This window comes from Paenibacillus sp. P46E, from assembly GCF_001909095.1.
Taxonomy (GTDB): Bacteria; Bacillota; Bacilli; order Paenibacillales; family Paenibacillaceae; genus Paenibacillus_AQ; species Paenibacillus_AQ helianthi.
In genome coordinates this window covers 34,279-51,807 of sequence record NZ_LVYZ01000034.1, presented here as the reverse complement: position 1 = coordinate 51,807, position 17,529 = coordinate 34,279, and the positions used below count along the sequence as shown (strand labels likewise).

The window sequence follows — 17,529 nt, the reverse complement described above, 5'->3', positions numbered from 1 at the left end:
GATTGCAGAAGGGAGCTTGAAGCATGTCCATTAGAACAACTATCGAGATCTCCGGGGCCAAGCAGAACAACCTGAAGAACATCTCGGTTGAAATCCCGCGGGACCAGTTAACGGTGATCACCGGGGTATCCGGCTCGGGAAAGTCCTCACTCGCTTTTGACGTCATTTACGGAGAGGGGCAACGGAGGTTTCTGGATTCCATCTCCACCTTCGCCAAAAGCCGGATCAGCCAGCTCAAAAAGGCAAAGGTCGACTATGTGCGCGGCTTGTCACCGGTCATCGCGATTGAACAGAAAAAAAGCAATAACAATCCGCGTTCAACCGTCGGCACGGTCACGGATATCAACGATTATCTTCGTCTGCTGTATTCCACGGCGGGTGTAGGCAAATGTCCGGAATGCAGCCATTCCCTGAAGCAGCTGTCTGCCGCCCAGATCGCCGAGCGTATTTCCTCCCTGCCTTTCGGAACCGTGGTAGAGCTGCGGGCTCCCGTCTATAAAGTATACGGAGAAGACTACAGCTTCACATTCCAGCAACTCCGGGATAAGGGGTACAAGAATCTGCTGGTGGATGGCGAGCCATTTTCACTGGCGGAAAAAAGAGAACTGGATGAAGCACAGGATTACCACATTGAAATGGTCATTGACCGCTTTCAGCTGAAGAAAGATACTTATATTCAATTGACCAAATCCATCGAAGCTGCAATGCTGGCACTGGAAGAGGATATTATGATTAAAGTGGTGGTTCCGGGAGGCGTTGACCCGACCTTTTACCAGGATTTCGGCTGCCCGGAGCATCATTTCTTCCTGTGTGACATGCAGCCTTTTCATTTCTCCTTCAACACGCCTGTAAGCGCCTGCCATACCTGCCTCGGGGTAGGGATGTCTTATGTGGTGGAACCCCGTTTTCTGGTAGTGGCACCGGAGAGAAGCATCAACAAGGGTGCGCTCAAAAGTACAGTTTTCAACCCTGCGGGCAAGGACAGCTACCGTTCTGTACTGATGTACAGCTTGTCCCAGAAGTATCATTTCGATCTCGACACTCCTTTCTGCGATCTGCCGAAGGAAATTCATGAGCTTCTCTTCTACGGGACCAAAGGCGAGGTGCTCCCCATGCTCCAGCCCCCTAATTCAACGAAGAAGAACTGGATGATCGGACGGGACCGTCCTTTCTGGGGGTTCGTTCACGAGATGGAGAGCTGGTACAAGCATTACATACGGAAAAGTTCTACCTCGGAAGCCTTCGAACCGACGTTCATCAAGGATTGTATGATTGAGAAGATCTGCCCGGAATGCCATGGAGCAAGGCTCAAGAAACAGCGCCTACAGGTTACCCTCGGAGAAGAAAACATTGACCAGCTAAGCCGCAAACAGCTGCCTGAGCTGCTACATTCGCTGGAAGCATTGACGTTTGGGGCAGAGATTCAGGATGTGGCCTCCTCGATCATTCACGAGATCCGCACCAGGGTGTCCCTGCTCGTTGATATCGGGCTGCACTATATCAGTCTTAGCCGGAGAAGCGACAGTATTTCGGGCGGTGAGATGCAGCGGATCAAAATGTCGACCCAGATCAGCAGTGAGCTGATGGGAATGCTGTACGTCATGGACGAGCCAAGTATTGGCCTGCATCCCCGGGATTCCAGCCGCGTGATAGATACCATGAAGAAGCTGCGGGATATCGGCAATACCGTAATTGTGGTTGAGCATGATATGGATACCATACAGAGTGCGGATCATATTATCGAAATCGGCCCGGGTCCGGGAATTCATGGGGGCCAGGTTGTAGCATGCGGGACCATCGAGGATATTATAAGTGAGCCCCAGTCAGTGACAGGCCAATATCTCTCTGGAAAAGCCAGCATTCCCGTCCCCGGCAAGCGCAGAAGCCTGGGAGATGATTTTCTAAGCATTCAAGGCGCCCGGGAAAACAACCTGAAGAACGTGGATCTGGATATTCCACTGGGTGTGTTCATCTGTATTACCGGAGTATCCGGTTCAGGGAAAAGCTCATTGATTAACGAGATTCTGTTCAAGCAATTGAAGATCGACAAAACGGCTGCACGGATTGTTGCAGGCGAGCATGATTTTCTGTTCGGTGCGGATCTGCTGAACAATGTCATTAATATTGACCAGACCCCTATTGGAAGGAACAGCAAATCGAACCCGGCAACCTACATAGGCATCTATGATAAAATCCGGGATCTCTTCGCCATGCAGCCGGAGGCGGTGGACAGGGGATACCAGGCGATTGACTTCAGTCTGACCCATGCAGGAGGCACCCGCTGTGAGCAATGCGCCGGAGACGGAGTAATCGTCACCAATCTGCAGTTTATGGCCGATATCGAAACGATTTGCCCAGTGTGCAAGGGGCAGCGGTTCTCGGAGGAGGGGCTGGAAATTAAGGTCCACGGTAAAAGTATCGCCGATGTGCTGGAGATGACGGTGGAGGAAGCCCGTGAATTCTTCAGCGGCCATAAGTACCTGAAGCATAAGCTGGAGATTATGGATGAGCTCGGACTTGGCTACATGCGGTTAGGTCAAAGCTCGACCACCTTATCCGGCGGAGAGGCACAGCGTGTCAAGCTGGTGTATGAGCTGTCCAAAATCAAGAGGGGAGCCCGCAATTTGTATATCCTTGATGAGCCTACCACAGGGCTGCATCTGTCGGATATCCAAAAGCTGCTGCTGTCTCTGGGCAAACTGGTGGATAGCGGGCATACGGTTATCGTTGTTGAACATCATCTGGATGTCATGAAGTCCGCCGACTATATTATTGATATGGGCCCGGAAGGAGGCCATGACGGAGGGTATGTAGTTGCCGAAGGCACACCGGAGCAGGTAGCTGAAGTGGAAACTTCCCACACGGGCAGGTTTTTGCGTTCGGTGCTGTGATCTGCTGGAATAGACTGTACTTCATTCTTGGATGAGGTCAGTCTATTTTACTGCTCAAGCAAGACGAACATTATGATCCGCCGTAAATTATTCTTATTAAAAAACCTGAAAAATAAACCTTGATCTGTGTTTTGTATCATGATATAATCTTTTATACGAGAGATTTATTCCGATCTTCTATGAATGAGCTGAAGGCGGTATGATTCGACCGATGATGTGGACTCTTAGCTCAGTTGGTAGAGCAGTAGACTCTTAATCTATTTGTCCAGGGTTCGAGCCCCTGAGAGTCCATCACAGAAGAAACGGCAGAAATGCCGTTTCTTTTTTTTGTCTCCAAAGAGCTTATTTCAGAAATGGGGCTGATAAGATTGAGAACTTACAACCCATATAGCGCTTATCGTTATTAAGACAGTGATTCAGTTCGAATGATCTAGGTAAGCTCCTGGTTTGGACCTGCCCCATAACACGAATAAGCCCTTCTGACTTCTGATAGGGAAGCGAAAGGGCTAAAAAGGTTGCGATCGTTACTAGCGTGTCTCCAGATAAGCAATGCCAAGCGCCCCGGTCACGGGGTTGCGGTAGGTCTCGCAGGCCACATCAAATACCTGGCCGATTAATTCCTTCGTCAATATATCCTCCGGCTTCCCGCAGGCGGCCACTTGGCCCTGTTTCATGACGTACAGATAATCACAGTATTCCGCAGCAAGGGTGAGGTCATGGAGTGCAGCGAGAATACCGATGCCGAGCCTTTTAACGATATTTAGGATTTGCAGCTGGTATTTAATATCGAGATGGTTAGTGGGCTCATCCAGAATCATGAATTCGGGCTGCTGGGCCAGAACCCGGGCGAGGATGACACGTTGTTTTTCACCACCGGATAGTGAATTGTAGCTGCGGCCTGCATGGCCTTCCAGGTTGACCTTGCGCAGAGCGCCTGAGACAATGCTGAAGTCCTCTTGATTATCGGTCTCCAGCATTCCTTTATGCGGGGTTCTCCCCATAGCAACCATTTCCCGTACGGTGAAGTCAAAGCTGAGTTCGTTGAACTGGCCGACTACACCCAGCTTTTGCGCCACAATTCGGGGGCTTGATTTCATTACGTTCATTTCAGACAGGAATACATCGCCTTGGCGGGGCTTGATCACTTTATAAATACTCTTAAGGAGTGTGGATTTGCCACAGCCGTTCGGACCAATGAGGCCGACAAATTGCTTGTTTCTGACCTTCAGGGATACATCTTTTACAATATTCGCATCGGCAAAAGAGACGCTCAGGTGATCAACGTTCAAGTTCATTAGCTTTTCCCTCCAAATGCATAGCCTTTTTTGATCAGCATGTACATGAACATCGGAGCGCCGATTAAGGCGGTAATGATCCCTATAGGGAGCTCTACATTGGGCACAATCGTCCGCGCAATGACATCTGTCCAGATCAGAAAGATCGCACCGAACAGAATGGACGCGGGCAGTAGTCTCCGGTGATCCGAGCCAACCAGTCCTCTAACTAAATGGGGGATGATCAGACCCACGAATCCGATCATGCCGCAGCTTGCCACCATCACCCCTGTAATCAGCGCAGTAATCATCATATAGGCTTTGCGGTAAGCGCCCAGATGAATGCCCAGGGTGACCGCAGCTTCATCGCCCAGCATCATAGCGTTCAAGACCCGGAATTGTATCAGAAAAAAGAAAGTGGCAAGAAGGACGGCTATCGAAATTAGCGGAAGTTTGTCCCAGCTCGCAGCGGCTAGGCTGCCCATCGTCCAGAATGTAACGGTCTTGATGCCTTCTGCGTTGTTGGCAAAATAAACGATGAAATTGGCAAAGGCGGTGCACAAGGCGTTAATAACCATACCCGCCAGGACGAGCTTGACGGAGGTCATTTTGCCGCCCGCGCTTGCCAGAATCAGGACCAGCAGGGAAGCGCCGACCGCACCGGCGAAGGCCCAGAAGGCAACTCCTGTCTGGCCCAGTAATCCCATCGAACCAAAGCCGATCAGAATAGCAAATGTAGCTCCGAGGGAAGCGCCGGATGAAATACCCAGTATGTATGGATCAGCGAGAGGATTCTGAACCGCCGCCTGCATGATGGTTCCGCATAACGTGAGTCCGGCTCCGATGAACAAAGCCATCAGAACGCGGGGAAAGCGGATTTTCCAGATAATATCGACGAAGGAACCAGAAGTCAGTTCCTGTACATCTCCGATTTGAATACCCGTGAGGTGGTGGAGCAGGATCCGGTAGGATTGGGAGACGGGAATGTCAACCTGCCCAAAGGAGACCGCAGCCCCGGCAGACAATATTGTAATAATAAGCAGAATGCCAATGACGGTCATAAAGCCGTAACGGGTGTGGATAATAGACTTCTTAGGTTCAGATTGTGCAGCTAGATCGGTTTGCATGGCATTCATTGGGCTCCTTAATATATGTTTAATTTAAAATATAATCCATACTGAGAACCGTTGTCAATGAGAATTATTATCATTGACAACGGTTCTCACATTCTATATTCTACGGTTGTATCACCTGCCAGATATCGGCTTGACACAATAGTATGCAGGATACACAAATGTACATATAGAAAAGGGGATTAAGGCAATGAAGAATGTATTCAAAAGATATGCGCCGCTGCTCGCGGTTTTGGTAATGGCGGTAATGATAGCAGCATGTTCTTCCGACACGAAGAACGCAAATAAAGCGGCGGAATCGGCTGCGCCTTCAAGCAGTCCAGCTGCCACAGAGGAAGCTGCTCCAAGTACCAAAACCGTATATCCGCTTACCATTGAGAACTACACCAATAATGGTGAAGGAACGGAATGGAAAGCCAAATCACAGACTTTTGATAAGGCGCCTGAAAAAGTGGTGGCCAATACCCAGGGAGCCGCTGAGCTGCTGATCAAGCTGGGCTTGACCGATAAAATGGTCGGTGTTGCGGCCCTTTACGGTGCAGGTGATCCGTCGGTGCAGGAAGAATTCAAGAAGATTCCTGTGATCTCGAAGGAATATGCCAGTAAAGAGCTGGTTGTAGGGGCAAGTCCTGACCTCGTTCTGGGGCGCAGCGACCTGTATGCCGATGCAGATTGGGGCGTTGGGACGGTAGAAGGATTGAACGAACTGGGCATCAAGACATTCGTTCAGAATACCAGCGTTAAGGGATCTACACTGGACAGCCTGTACAAGGATATAGAACAGATTGGCCAGATCTTTGATGTGCAGGAGAACGCTGCTGCCTACATCGCTGAATTGAAAGAGCGTGCGCAAACGCTTAAGGACAAGTCAGCTGTCAGCGGAGAGAAGACCTTTGCATATGTATCCGACGGCGGCAATGGGGCCATTGCTATTTACAGCGGAAATGTTGACACGTTTGCAGGTGATGTACTCGGTTTGCTGGGACTCAAAAACAGCTTTGGTACAGTTACCGGAGATATCAGCAAAGAACAGCTGATTGCAACTAATCCGGATGTCCTGCTGCTTTCGGTATATACCGGAGGTGTGGATCCGGAGCAGACGTTGAAGGCATTCTACGCCGATCCGTCGCTGCAAAGTCTGAATGCTGTCAAGAATAAGACGATTTATCCGATCGACTTCAACCAGTTCTGGGGCTACAGCTACTCGATTTTTGATGGAGCTGAGAAGCTGGCATCCGAAATAACCGCTAATAAATAAGAGTAGTAGAGAAATCCGCATACTAAAAGCAGATTGGGCCGTCATCCATGTGACGGTTCGATCTGCTTTTTGCTGCCTGTATAGATTGATCTTTAAAATTACCAATAAGGAAAAGTGACGGAGGAGAAGTTTGGAACTGTAGGAGCGGAAGCGTCCGCCTTTGTCTGCGGATTTCCACCGCGAACAGCGGTATAAATCAAGAAATCTGCAGACAACAGCGGCCGGAAGTCCAAACATTCTCTGTAGTTACGCCCCGATCCTTATTAGAAATTTTTAAAACTCAATCTATTATTTTTTAATTTTGAATATTCAACTATAAAGATATAGAATATAGTAATTGAATTGACAACAGCTTGGGGGAACAAAATAGTGGAACTTGGAATTAGTACTTTTGTCGAAACAACACCCGATGTAATCACAGGGGAAACGATGAGCCACGCAGAGCGTCTACGCGAAGTGGTGGAAGAAATTGTACTCGCGGATCAGGTGGGATTGGATGTATACGGGGTGGGTGAACATCACCGTCCGGATTTTGCCGCTTCTTCACCTGCGGTTGTAATGGCAGCGGCTGCATCCCTGACGTCCAGAATCCGGTTGACCAGTGCTGTAATGATTCTGTCATCAGCCGATCCGGTGCGTGTTTTTCAGGATTTCGCCACACTGGACGGTCTGTCAAACGGGCGGGCTGAGATTATGGTGGGCCGTGGTTCCTTCACAGAGTCCTTTCCATTATTCGGCTGTGATCTGAAAGACTATGAAACCTTATTCGAAGAGAAATTGGATCTGCTGATGAAGCTCCAGCAATCTGAGAAGGTGAGCTGGGAAGGCCAGCATAGACCTGCCATACATAACCTGGGGATTTATCCGCGTCCGGTGCAGCAGCCTTTGCCCGTATGGATAGCCAGCGCGGGAAGTCCGGAGTCTGCGGTCCGTGCAGGTGAACTCGGGCTGCCATTTGCGCTGGCTATGATTGGACCGGTGCAGCCCCTGGATTTTGCGTCACAGGTCAAGCTCTATCAAGAAGCTTCTGCCCATGCAGGCCATGACAGCTCGCGGCTGCCGATTGCGGCCCATGCGCATGGTTTTATCGCAGAGAATAGGCAGAAGGCGATTGAACAATTCTTTCCTTCCACTTATGCCCGGACCAATGTCAGGGCGGTGGAGAAAGGTCTTCCGCCATATCACCGTTCAGATTATGATGCGGCATGCAGCTTCAGCGGAGCTTTATATGTGGGAGACCCTGAAACTGTAGCAGAGAAGATCATTCATCTGCGTAAGCATGTGGGCATCACGAGATTCCTGCTGCATGTTCCGCACGGCACGATGCCCCATGCTGAGGTGATGGAAGCGATCAGGCTGTTCGGTACCGAAGTAGCTCCCCGTGTCCGTGAGGAAGTAGCGCTTTGGGAGAAGAACAATCTGTAAGATATGGCAAATGAAATGGTAGTTAAGCAACCTGGGGAGGTGGCGGCTCTGATAAGAGAGCAAATGAATGTCTGGAAACGGCAATGGCAGGAGCTTATTCAGGCGCTTGAGCAAAAGGGTGCAGACACTCAATTCAGTGTGGGTTCTCCTGTGGCAGAAAGCGGGCTTGCTGAAGTGGAGTCGAGGCTCGGAATCCGGCTCCCGCACGAGCTGCGCTCTCTGCTGAAGGAGGGGGCAGGCCAAGCTTATGTGTATTGGAGTCTGCCGGACGCTGCAATTCTTCCCTTTGAGGTGAGCGGAGGGCTGGGCTGGGATGTGGACCAGCTGGATTTTTTTGTTTCTAACGAAGAAGAATATACCGGGGAGCAACAGCGTTATCTGAGCTTTCATCTGGCAGGCAACGGGGATGAGCTGCTGCTGGATTTGCATAGCGCTTCTGGAACCGCAGTCGTCCATTGGGCACATGAGACGGCAGAATATCTGCTGCTTGCACTGTCGGTCACAGAGTTCGTCGACAAGATTACGGCGCTCGGCTGTGTAGGTGCAGAGGAATGGCAATACCCGGAATTTTGCAGTGAGTCAGGGTTGGACCTGGAAAAGCAGGCCAGCAGACAATGGAGAGCCTGGTTGCATGAATATTTGACATTGACTCTGGGGCAGGCACAGAAGGAGCTGCCTTTACTACTTCGCTATGCTGAGATGTTCGGAACGGATCAGGAGATTGCTGAAGCCTTTGGTCAATATTACGCCGGTGAGGTACTGCAGGCTTTTTTGAACCGGGCAGAACAGGAACGTAACAGCCAGAATAAAGAGGCTATCCTTTGTCTTGCCGGCGATGTGCTTAAGGAACAGGCAGCAGACTTTGTGCGTTCCCTGTGGTCAGAGACTTCATCCGTTAAGGTAAGCCGGAGTACGCTGGCTTATCTGTCTGCTCAGTGTCTACCAGGCGATGAAGGGCTGGAGCATGTCTTCCGCATGCTGGAGGTGTCTGCGACACCGGCGAAGCCTAGCGGGTATATGGCGAACTCGCTATTGCAGAATTTTCACAGCCGAAGGGTGCTGGTATGGATGGAGGACAAGATCGCTTTTCCTTATGGCGGGTGGGATGCATTGTATGTTCACTCACAGCCCGCACCGTCTGACATTGTGCAGTGGCTTGGGGGCAGTGATGTTCAGCGCCAGATCGTCATTGCTGCGTTCCCTGCCTTGTATGACAAGGGAGCCGGGAGCTTCGGGCGTGCAGAATTGCTGCAGATCCGCAGCCTGCTGGAACAGGCACTGGAAGAAGCTGTGCTGAAAAAGGAAAAGCAGGCTGTCCGTGATGCACTGGGGCGGCTGCCCTAAGCATTGTTTTTTAACATTTTTATTTACAATATTGTCTATTACATGTCTTGTCCATAACATGATGTCGCTTCCAGCCTTGGGATGGTATGATAGGAAGTGGGGTGAATATGAAAATGAACAATAAGTCAACGACTGATGAAGCAATGAACGAGGTAGAAACCGGCGAAGAAGCAACCAGCGAAGAAACAACCAGCGAACCGCAACCCATGACTGATGAGCAAATGGCTGAGCTTGTACAGGCAGTTCACCATAATGGTATGGTTGCGCTGAAGATGCATTTCAATGAGGTTCAGGGCCAAGTGATGAATCTGGAGGCTTACGGTCCGGTATTTGTATTCCATGTGATGGATGAGGCGAAGGATGTTTACTCCTGCGGGTTTTTCCTGCGCGAGCTGATCGCCAGATTCCAGACGAACAACAGTCCGAATATCTGGATGGCTTCGTTTTTCATCGACTTGATGAAGGTCAAGGGAGGCAAAGCCCTCACACCGCCGCCAACCAGTGAAGAAGAGGCCAAGGCCATGATCGATAATGTACTTGTGCCGCATTGCATTGCAGCCGTACGTGAAGAATTTGCTCCAGAGCAGGTTCACGCCGGGCTGGCCTGGAATGAAACCCATGGTCCAGTGTTTGAAGCCGGATTTCCGGCACTAACTGAAGGCAATAACGTCTGTGCCATTCCGCTGCATTTGCTATTAATCCATCTGCAGCTGAACCGCGATCCGTCGGAACTGCTGCTGCAGGGATTGTACAATATCCGGAAAGAACACGGATTGGATTAATCCCAATGCTGTATTTTCTGTAAATCCTTCTTGAAGAACAGACCGCATCCTGTATCGGATTGCGGTCTGTTTTTGTGCTTTATTTAGGGAATTTACTGTTTAAAAACTGTGGATCGCACCAATTGAAAAGTGAGAGGGATAAACGATGAAGAAACAGGCCGCAGGAAACGAAAAGAACTAAACGTGCAGAATGGGAGGTAGAAATACCTCTGATCTTACTGTAAACGGGCTAGCGGGCAGAATGGAATGTAGAAATACCTCTGATCTCACTGTAAACAGGCTAGCGGGCAGAATGGAATGTAGAAATACCTCTGATCTCACTGTAAATGGGCTAGTTGGGCAGAATGGGAGGTAGAAATACCTCTGATCTTACTGTAGACGGGCTAGCGGGCAGAATGGGAGGTAGAAATACCTCTGATCTCACTGTAAATGGGCTAGCGGGCAGAATGGGAGGTAGAAATACCTCTGATCTTACTGTAAACGGGCTAGCGGGCAGAATGGGAGGTAGAAATACCTCTGATCTCACTGTAAACGGGCTAGCGTGCAGAATGGGAGGTAGAAATACCTCTGATTTGGGAGCAATACCGTTACCTGCGGCAATGAGATGCTGGATTCACCCGTTAGGATGGTTTTGTTAACATGAACTATCTTAAAATTTAACAAAATACTGCCCGTGTTTTTACATATGCCTCTTAAAGTTAAAGAGATTAAAAACCAGGGAGGTACATATGTTAATCAAACATCCAAAACGGATATTAAGCGCATTCATGGGTTCAGTCATGCTGCTGATGACGCTGCCGGTATCCCATACTGTCCATGCAGCATCTGCCGTAACCACCGGAGAAAGGGTCGATGAATCTGATGCCTCCGCAAATGTAGCCGTCCTTACCGCCACAGGTGCCGTTTATGACCCAATCACAGTGACACCCGCCACTTACGTATGGGAGCATGGCAAGAGTATGAATAAAATCGGCAGCTACTCCACAGGTTATTCCGATTTGGAAGGCGGAGTTGCGGAGATCGTTAAATATAACAGCGACAATCAGAAGTTCTATCTGATAAACGGCAAGGAGAAACAGATTGATATAGTCAGCCTGAAGCCGCTGGTGACCGGAGGGGAAACCCAGCTGACGCTGGATAAACGGATCGATGTCAGTTCGATGATTGACGGCTTCACCTTCGGAGATATTACCAGTATTGATATCGATACAGAACTGAACAGGATTGCAATTGCCGTGCAGGAAGCGGACTATCAGAAATCCGGCGCAGTACTGCTGCTGGACTATGACGGGAAGTACCTCACGCACTATACAGCAGGTGTTCAGCCGGATATGGTCACCTTCACACCTGACCACAACTATTTGCTGGCCGCTGATGAAGGAGAACCCAGACAAGGTTATGCCGCCCCGGCTGTTGACCCTCAAGGCTCTGTTACTCTAATCAATCTGCAGACGAAAACAGCCAAGGTTATTGATTTCACCGGTTTCGACAGCAGCGAAGCGCGGAGTAGTCTTTTAGCAGATAACGTGATTCTCAAAAAGCAAACCGCACCTTCTGTGGATCTGGAGCCGGAATATATAGCCGTGTCCGCAGACAGCAAGCAAGCGTTCATTTCCCTGCAGGAGGCGAATGCCTTAGCAACGCTGGATGTGGAGACGGGTGCTTTTACAAGCATCAAAGGTCTGGGCTTTAAGGACCACAGTATTCCCGGCAACGAGCTCGATATGCGCAGAGACGGCAAAATCAATATCAAAACTGAACCGGGTATTCTCGGCATGTACAATCCGGATGGGATTGCCACTTATACCGCTGGAGGTAAAACCTATGTAATCACAGCGAATGAAGGGGATTCCCGGGACTGGAGCGGTTATAGCAATGAGAAGGATGTTACGCTAGGCAAAGGTCAGGATGGCGATGCCACCAAAAGTATGAAGGTGACCACTTTTGACACTTCCGATTATGAGGTGGGACCTGCGGGAGCCGGATTTGTAAGCGGGAAGACTTATCTTTTCGGCGCACGTTCCTTTTCGGTCTGGAATGCGGAGGACATGTCCCTGGTCTACGATAGTGGAGCGGATTTCGAGAAAATCACGGCAACCTTGCTTCCAAAAGGCTTCAACTGGTCTAATGACGACTTTGTTTTTGAGAAAAGGAGCGCCAAAAAAGGTCCTGAGCCGGAGGATGTCAAGGTTGGGGTCGTGGACGGGAAGCCTTATGCTTTCATAGGCCTGGAGCGGGTCGGCGGCAATATGATGTACGATCTGTCAAAGATCAGCGCTCCGGTCTTCTACGACTATCTGAATACAAGAGATCTGGAGCATTCGGTGGATTATTCCGGAGCCAAACCGGCCTACCTGGCTGCTGGGGATGTCTCTCCTGAAGGCCAGAATTTCATTGCAGCAGAATACAGCCCAACGGGTTATCCCCTATTGCTGGTTGCTAATGAAGTTTCGGGAACGGTCTCTATCGTAGAGATTCCAGAAGGCAAGTACACACCCGAAGAACCAGAGACACCGGCAAACCCGACACCGGTAGCAACTGCATCTCCAACCCCTACAGTATCAGCATCGGCGTCACCAGCAGCTTCGGCAACGCCGGCACCCACGCCAACGGCCGCACCAACCTCAGCACCGGCACAAGCAACGGTAAGCCCTAGTGCTTCACCGCAAGCAGCGGCAACCGTTACGGATACTGTGGCTGTGACCGCTATGACTATGAATGCAGAGACAAGAGAAGCGGCAGGCAAATTGACAGACGAAGCTGCCCGGAAGCTGCTGGATAATGTAAAGTCGAGCGAGAAGGCGGGTAAACCAGCCTTGGTGGAGATTCGCGGGGAAGCTTCGCAGGGAGCGTCCAAAGTAACGTTAGAGCTGAGCGGCACCTTCCTGGCACAGCTGTCTGCTGACACCCGGGCTGACCTGAAAATCAGCAGCGGGCTTGCATCCATTACTTTTGGCAGCAAGGTTATCGGAACCATCAGCAAGGCAGCCTCAGGCCAAGCGATTAAGATCAGTGTTGCGCGGGCCTCAGGGACGGATGGGACCAGCAGTACCCGTTACCTGGTCGGCAGCAGACCGGTTTATACTTTTACCATAACTGGCGGGACAACTGTCATCACAAGCTTTGGAGGTGAATCAGTTAAGGTCCAAATGCCCTATGCACGAGGAACAGCAGAGAACGCTAATGCCGTTGTAGTGTTATATTTGGACAACAGTGGAAATGCCATACCTGTAATCAGTAAATATAATGAAGCTGCACAAACGGTTGATTTTAGAACCAGTCATTTCTCCGCCTTTGCGATTGGCTATCATGCTGCCGGGTTCAGCGACACCTTGAATCACTGGGCAAAGGATAGCATTGATTTTACAGCGGCGAGAGGATGGTTAACGGGAGTTGGACATACCACCTTTGCACCGGATCAGACGGTAACCCGGGGAATGCTTGCTGCAATTCTGGGTAAAATGTCGGGTGCCGAGCTGTCAATGGGAGCGGCCTTCACCGATGTTGCGGCAGTGAAATATTATTCGCCTTATGTGGCCTGGGCCGCATCGAACGGTATAGTTCAGGGTACTGGGAACCATACCTTTGCCCCTGACCGGGCCGTTACGAGGGAGGAACTGGCGGTCGTCCTGAATAATTATCTAAAATTTTCGAAACTGCCAGCGGGGAATTTAAGAACTCCTGCTACTTTTGCGGACAATGGGAAGATTTCAGTATGGGCCAGTGAAGCCGTCGAAGCGATTCAAGGCTATGGCCTTATCAGCGGCAAAACAGGAAATATCTTTGATCCTAAAGGCACTGCAACCAGAGCCGAGGTAGCCACTGTTTTGAAACGGATGATTGAAGGCAGCTTTGTAGAATAGCATATATGCCAAAGAAGAACAGGCCGCACGCTTAAGGTAAAGTGCGTGGCCTGTTCATTTTTTGAAGATAATGTGGGATCGGATGTTTAGCCTTTAGCTTTTCTAGGCCAAATGAAATACGAGCTTGTGATGATCAGATCAATACCCACCACAACTGACCATAGGGATACAATGCTTAAGAGCGCATCCGTACGGGCAGGGTCGTCAATCCAGATCATGAGACCATATAGAATCCCTCCCCCCAACAGAAAAGATAGCACATGCTTCATCCAGCCTTTGAAGGAATGCCGGGCATGATCTATGCCATATCGTTTGACCGGAGCAGGTCCCTGCTTGGTTACATAATAGCGGAAGCGTTCATCTGCCCAGTGGATCATGCTTTTGCCGAACACGATGGATACGGAAATATAAATGGCAGCAAGCGCATGTGCCGTGGTGGCAGCAGCACCTTTGTACAAATCAACTCCTGCAATAATTAGCAGAATGATGTCCAGGACCGGGGTTAAGGCGAGAAAGAACAGCCCCAGCTTTCTTCGTTTGAATAAATAACGTGCCGAGAAACCGGCAAGAACGACAACCCAGAATAGAACTTCGCAGGCGATAATCGCCCAGGCAACCCAGTTCATAATCCACCCCTTGTGTATAAACATGTATTTGATACATCGGATTATAACAGCTGAATTTAAATAATACAATTGTATTATTTAAATTGCGTTCGAAGTTTTCTTCATGATACAATATAGACATGCCAAAAATTGTAGATCATTCAGAGAGAAAATCGCATATTGCAGAAGCAACCTGGCGCGTCATCATGAATCAGGGGATGAAAGGGGCGACAGTACGGAACATTGCGCAGGAAGCAGGCGTTTCGCTGGGAGCTCTGCGCCATTACTTCTCAACACAGCATGAGCTGATTGCTTTTGCCATGAATCTTGTAAAGGAACGGGTCGATGTCAGAATCAATGCCCTGCTTACCCTCGATCTCCCGCCTAAACAGCTGATTACGAAGATTCTGATGGAATTGATTCCTGTAGATGACCATACCATGGCCGAGATGGAAGTATGGTTTGCTTTTGTCTTTCATCGTAAGTATGTGGGGGATCACTATGACGAAGTAGACGATGGGGTATATTCCGCTATACACATGCTGGTCGGGTATCTGCATGAACAGGGGCTGCTGAGACAAGGCCTGGATAAGGACAATGAACTTGAGCGGCTGTATGCGCTGGTTGATGGGCTGGCTCTGCATGCGATGCTGGAGCCTGAGCGGCTGGATAAGCAGAAGATCCTTAGAGTGGTGAGCGGTCATATGGATTCTATTTGCAACGAATAAATTCGGGAAGCTGAGAGGAGCAGGTTATGGAACCCGTAAAAATCACCTACGAGTCGATAGACGATTATATTGCCAAAGCCCCTTTTGAGGTGCAGGACAAGCTTGAAGCGGTAAGAAAAGTAATCCGTGAGTCTGCGCCGGAAGCTGAGGAGAAAATTAGCTACCAGATGCCGACCTTCTTCTTGCATGGGAATCTGGTGCACTTCGCAGCATTTAAGAAGCATATCGGATTTTATCCGGCACCCCGCGGGATTGAGGCTTTTCAGGAGGAACTGGCGCAGTACAAGGGGGCAAAGGGGTCCGTGCAGTTTCCGCTGGATGAGCCGCTGCCACTCGATCTGATCAGCCGGATTGTGAAGTTCAGAGCGGACGAGAATAGGGAGAAGGCGGCGGCAAAGGCAAAGAAATAAACGAGGCAGATCATACCGGCAGCGGACAAAAAAAGGAACCCCCAAGTTGGGTTCCTTTTTTGCTAATGTAAGTTTACAGGGAGCCGAAGCGGCACTTACAGTTGCTTATCGTCTACGCTGTTCAGCCAGCCTTCAATATCACCAATCACGGAGCTGATGCATCCGTCTTCAAAGGGGGATTTCAGTCCGGCCAGCTCGACCAATTGAAGGAAAGACAGGCTTCCGCCAGCCTGACAGAGCCGCAGGTAGTCGGCCCATGCTGACTTGAAATCTTCATTTGACCGTTTCCAGAACTGGAAGGCGCAGAGCTGAGCCAATGTGTAGTCAATATAGTAGAACGGAGAGCGGAAGATATGGGCCTGCTTGTGCCAGAAACCGCCTTGCTCCAGATATTCATTGCCGTCATAGTCGCGCAGGGGCAGGTACTTCTTCTCTATTTCACGCCAGGCTAGTTTGCGCTCGGCAGGTGTGGCATCCGGATTGGCATAGACAAAATGCTGGAATTCATCTACCGCAACCCCATAGGGGATGAACTGCAAACTGTCACCGAGATGGTTGAAACGGTATTTGGCAGCATCCTCCTCGAAGAACAGGTCCATCCATGGCCATGCGAAAAACTCCATGCTCATGGAGTGGATTTCCGCCGCTTCATAGGTTGGAAAAGCATACTCAGGTAATTGGATATGACGGCTCTGATATACTTGGAATGCATGCCCCACTTCGTGGGTCAGCACATCGATATCCCCGGAGGTTCCGTTGAAGTTGGAGAAAATAAATGGAGCCTCATACTGGCTGAGATAGGTGCAGTAACCGCCAGATTGTTTGCCTTTTTTGCTGACCAGATCCATCAGTTCATTCTCCAGCATGAAGCTGAAAAACTGATCGGACTCAGGGGAGAGCTCTTTGTACATTTTGGCACCGTTTGCGATGATCCAATCGGGATCGCCTTTGGGTGTGGCGTTGCCGTTGTTGAAATTTAGACTTTCATCATAAAATTTCAGCTCCGCAAGACCCAGACGCTCAGCCTGGCGTTCCTTCAGCTTCCGGGAAGCAGGCACGATATGCTCCTGCACCTGCTTGCGGAAATTAGCGACCATTTCAGCGTTGTAGTCTGTACGCATCATCCGGTCATAGCCGAGTTCAACGAAGCTATGGTACCCGAGCTTTTTGGCAATACGGGTCCGTACCTGGACAAGCTCGTCGAAGATACGGTCAAATTCCGGCTCATGTTCAGCCATAAAGTGGTATCTGGCCGCAGATGCACGCTTGCGCATATCCCGGTCTGTTGACAACTCGAATGGGGCGAGCTGGGACAACGTCCGTTCTTCCCCTTCGAACTGGATTTTGGCGGAAGCGATAAGCTGGGAATACTCCGTGGACAGCTTATTCTCGAGCTGGAGGTCCTCTATGATGTCCGGGCTGAATGTCCGCAGCGAGATTTCGGCAATCTGCAGCAGCTGTGTTCCCCATTCCTGTTCAAACTCTGCTCTGAACTTAGAGTTCACGAGGGCTCTGAAGTAGTCCGTTATGTACTCCTGAATCACTGGTCCCACTTCATCCATGTAATCTTGTTCAGCTTTGTAGAATTCATCCTCTGTGTTGATCGAATGTCTGATGCTGGCCAATGTCTCCATGGTGCCAAATTCATTACGCAGCTTATTAATCGCGGCAAAAGCGGCTCGCTGCTCTTCCAGACTATCAGCACTAAGACCTTTAAGAAGCTCTGTAAAGCCGGCCTTTAGCTTCTCTACATCCGGCCGTTCGTACGGGTATTCGCTAAATTTCATGTAATCATCAACATCCCTTCGGGTAATTT

12 protein-coding genes and 1 tRNA gene are annotated in these 17,529 nt (G+C 49.9%); 9 read left to right on the top strand and 4 right to left on the bottom strand.

What is annotated here, in order from left to right; all coding sequences use genetic code 11:
* The first annotated feature begins 23 nt into the window (after window positions 1–23).
* Together uvrA and A3849_RS11125 are read left to right on the top strand one after the other, a co-directional pair.
* Entirely contained in the window at window positions 24–2,891 is a 2,868-nt protein-coding gene (uvrA, locus tag A3849_RS11130; protein WP_074111476.1) for an excinuclease ABC subunit UvrA, read from the top strand.
* Between the two features lie 218 nt (window positions 2,892–3,109).
* Window positions 3,110–3,182 (top strand) — tRNA-Lys (locus A3849_RS11125).
* A 236-nt stretch (window positions 3,183–3,418) separates the two neighbouring features.
* On the opposite strand, the gene A3849_RS11120 is transcribed toward A3849_RS11125, so the two are convergent.
* Together A3849_RS11120 and A3849_RS11115 are read right to left on the bottom strand one after the other, a co-directional pair.
* Window positions 3,419–4,186: an ABC transporter ATP-binding protein gene (locus tag A3849_RS11120; protein WP_074111475.1), complete on the bottom strand. Its 768-nt coding sequence runs from the start codon at window positions 4,184–4,186 to the stop codon at window positions 3,419–3,421.
* Window positions 4,186–5,292: a FecCD family ABC transporter permease gene (locus tag A3849_RS11115; RefSeq protein ID WP_074111536.1), complete on the bottom strand. Its 1,107-nt coding sequence runs from the start codon at window positions 5,290–5,292 to the stop codon at window positions 4,186–4,188. Before A3849_RS11115 ends, A3849_RS11120 begins: the two co-directional genes overlap by 1 nt.
* Before the next feature lie 196 nt (window positions 5,293–5,488).
* Here A3849_RS11115 and A3849_RS11110 point away from each other — a divergent pair, with 196 nt between their 5' ends.
* From A3849_RS11110 to A3849_RS11090, 5 genes are all read left to right on the top strand, one after another.
* On the top strand, window positions 5,489–6,556 hold the full coding sequence (locus A3849_RS11110) for an ABC transporter substrate-binding protein (protein WP_074111474.1): 1,068 nt from the start codon (window positions 5,489–5,491) through the stop codon (window positions 6,554–6,556).
* Between the two features lie 369 nt (window positions 6,557–6,925).
* Window positions 6,926–7,981 carry an LLM class flavin-dependent oxidoreductase gene (locus A3849_RS11105; protein ID WP_074111473.1) on the top strand — a complete coding sequence of 352 codons (1,056 nt, stop codon included), beginning with the start codon at window positions 6,926–6,928 and terminating at the stop codon, window positions 7,979–7,981.
* Window positions 7,982–8,044: 63 nt separating this feature from the next.
* Window positions 8,045–9,325, top strand: coding sequence for an SMI1/KNR4 family protein (locus tag A3849_RS11100; RefSeq protein WP_218619225.1), 1,281 nt, complete (start codon window positions 8,045–8,047; stop codon window positions 9,323–9,325).
* 107 nt (window positions 9,326–9,432) lie between these two features.
* Window positions 9,433–10,107 carry a hypothetical protein gene (locus tag A3849_RS11095; RefSeq protein ID WP_074111471.1) on the top strand — a complete coding sequence of 225 codons (675 nt, stop codon included), beginning with the start codon at window positions 9,433–9,435 and terminating at the stop codon, window positions 10,105–10,107.
* Between the two features lie 728 nt (window positions 10,108–10,835).
* Window positions 10,836–13,970 carry a choice-of-anchor I family protein gene (locus A3849_RS11090; RefSeq protein WP_074111470.1) on the top strand — a complete coding sequence of 1,045 codons (3,135 nt, stop codon included), beginning with the start codon at window positions 10,836–10,838 and terminating at the stop codon, window positions 13,968–13,970.
* An 86-nt stretch (window positions 13,971–14,056) separates the two neighbouring features.
* Here the strand turns inward: A3849_RS11090 and A3849_RS11085 are convergent, their stop codons facing one another.
* On the bottom strand, window positions 14,057–14,596 hold the full coding sequence (locus tag A3849_RS11085) for a hypothetical protein (RefSeq protein WP_074111469.1): 540 nt from the start codon (window positions 14,594–14,596) through the stop codon (window positions 14,057–14,059).
* A gap of 119 nt (window positions 14,597–14,715) precedes the next feature.
* Here A3849_RS11085 and A3849_RS11080 point away from each other — a divergent pair, with 119 nt between their 5' ends.
* The gene (locus A3849_RS11080; protein ID WP_074111468.1) at window positions 14,716–15,303 is read left to right on the top strand and encodes a TetR/AcrR family transcriptional regulator; all 588 of its coding nucleotides are present in this window, start codon (window positions 14,716–14,718) and stop codon (window positions 15,301–15,303) included.
* 26 nt (window positions 15,304–15,329) lie between these two features.
* On the top strand, window positions 15,330–15,713 hold the full coding sequence (locus A3849_RS11075; RefSeq protein ID WP_074086351.1) for an iron chaperone: 384 nt from the start codon (window positions 15,330–15,332) through the stop codon (window positions 15,711–15,713).
* A 95-nt stretch (window positions 15,714–15,808) separates the two neighbouring features.
* On the opposite strand, the gene A3849_RS11070 is transcribed toward A3849_RS11075, so the two are convergent.
* Window positions 15,809–17,500, bottom strand: a complete 1,692-nt coding sequence (locus tag A3849_RS11070; protein WP_074111467.1) for a M3 family oligoendopeptidase — start codon at window positions 17,498–17,500, stop codon at window positions 15,809–15,811.
* Window positions 17,501–17,529: the final 29 nt, after the last annotated feature.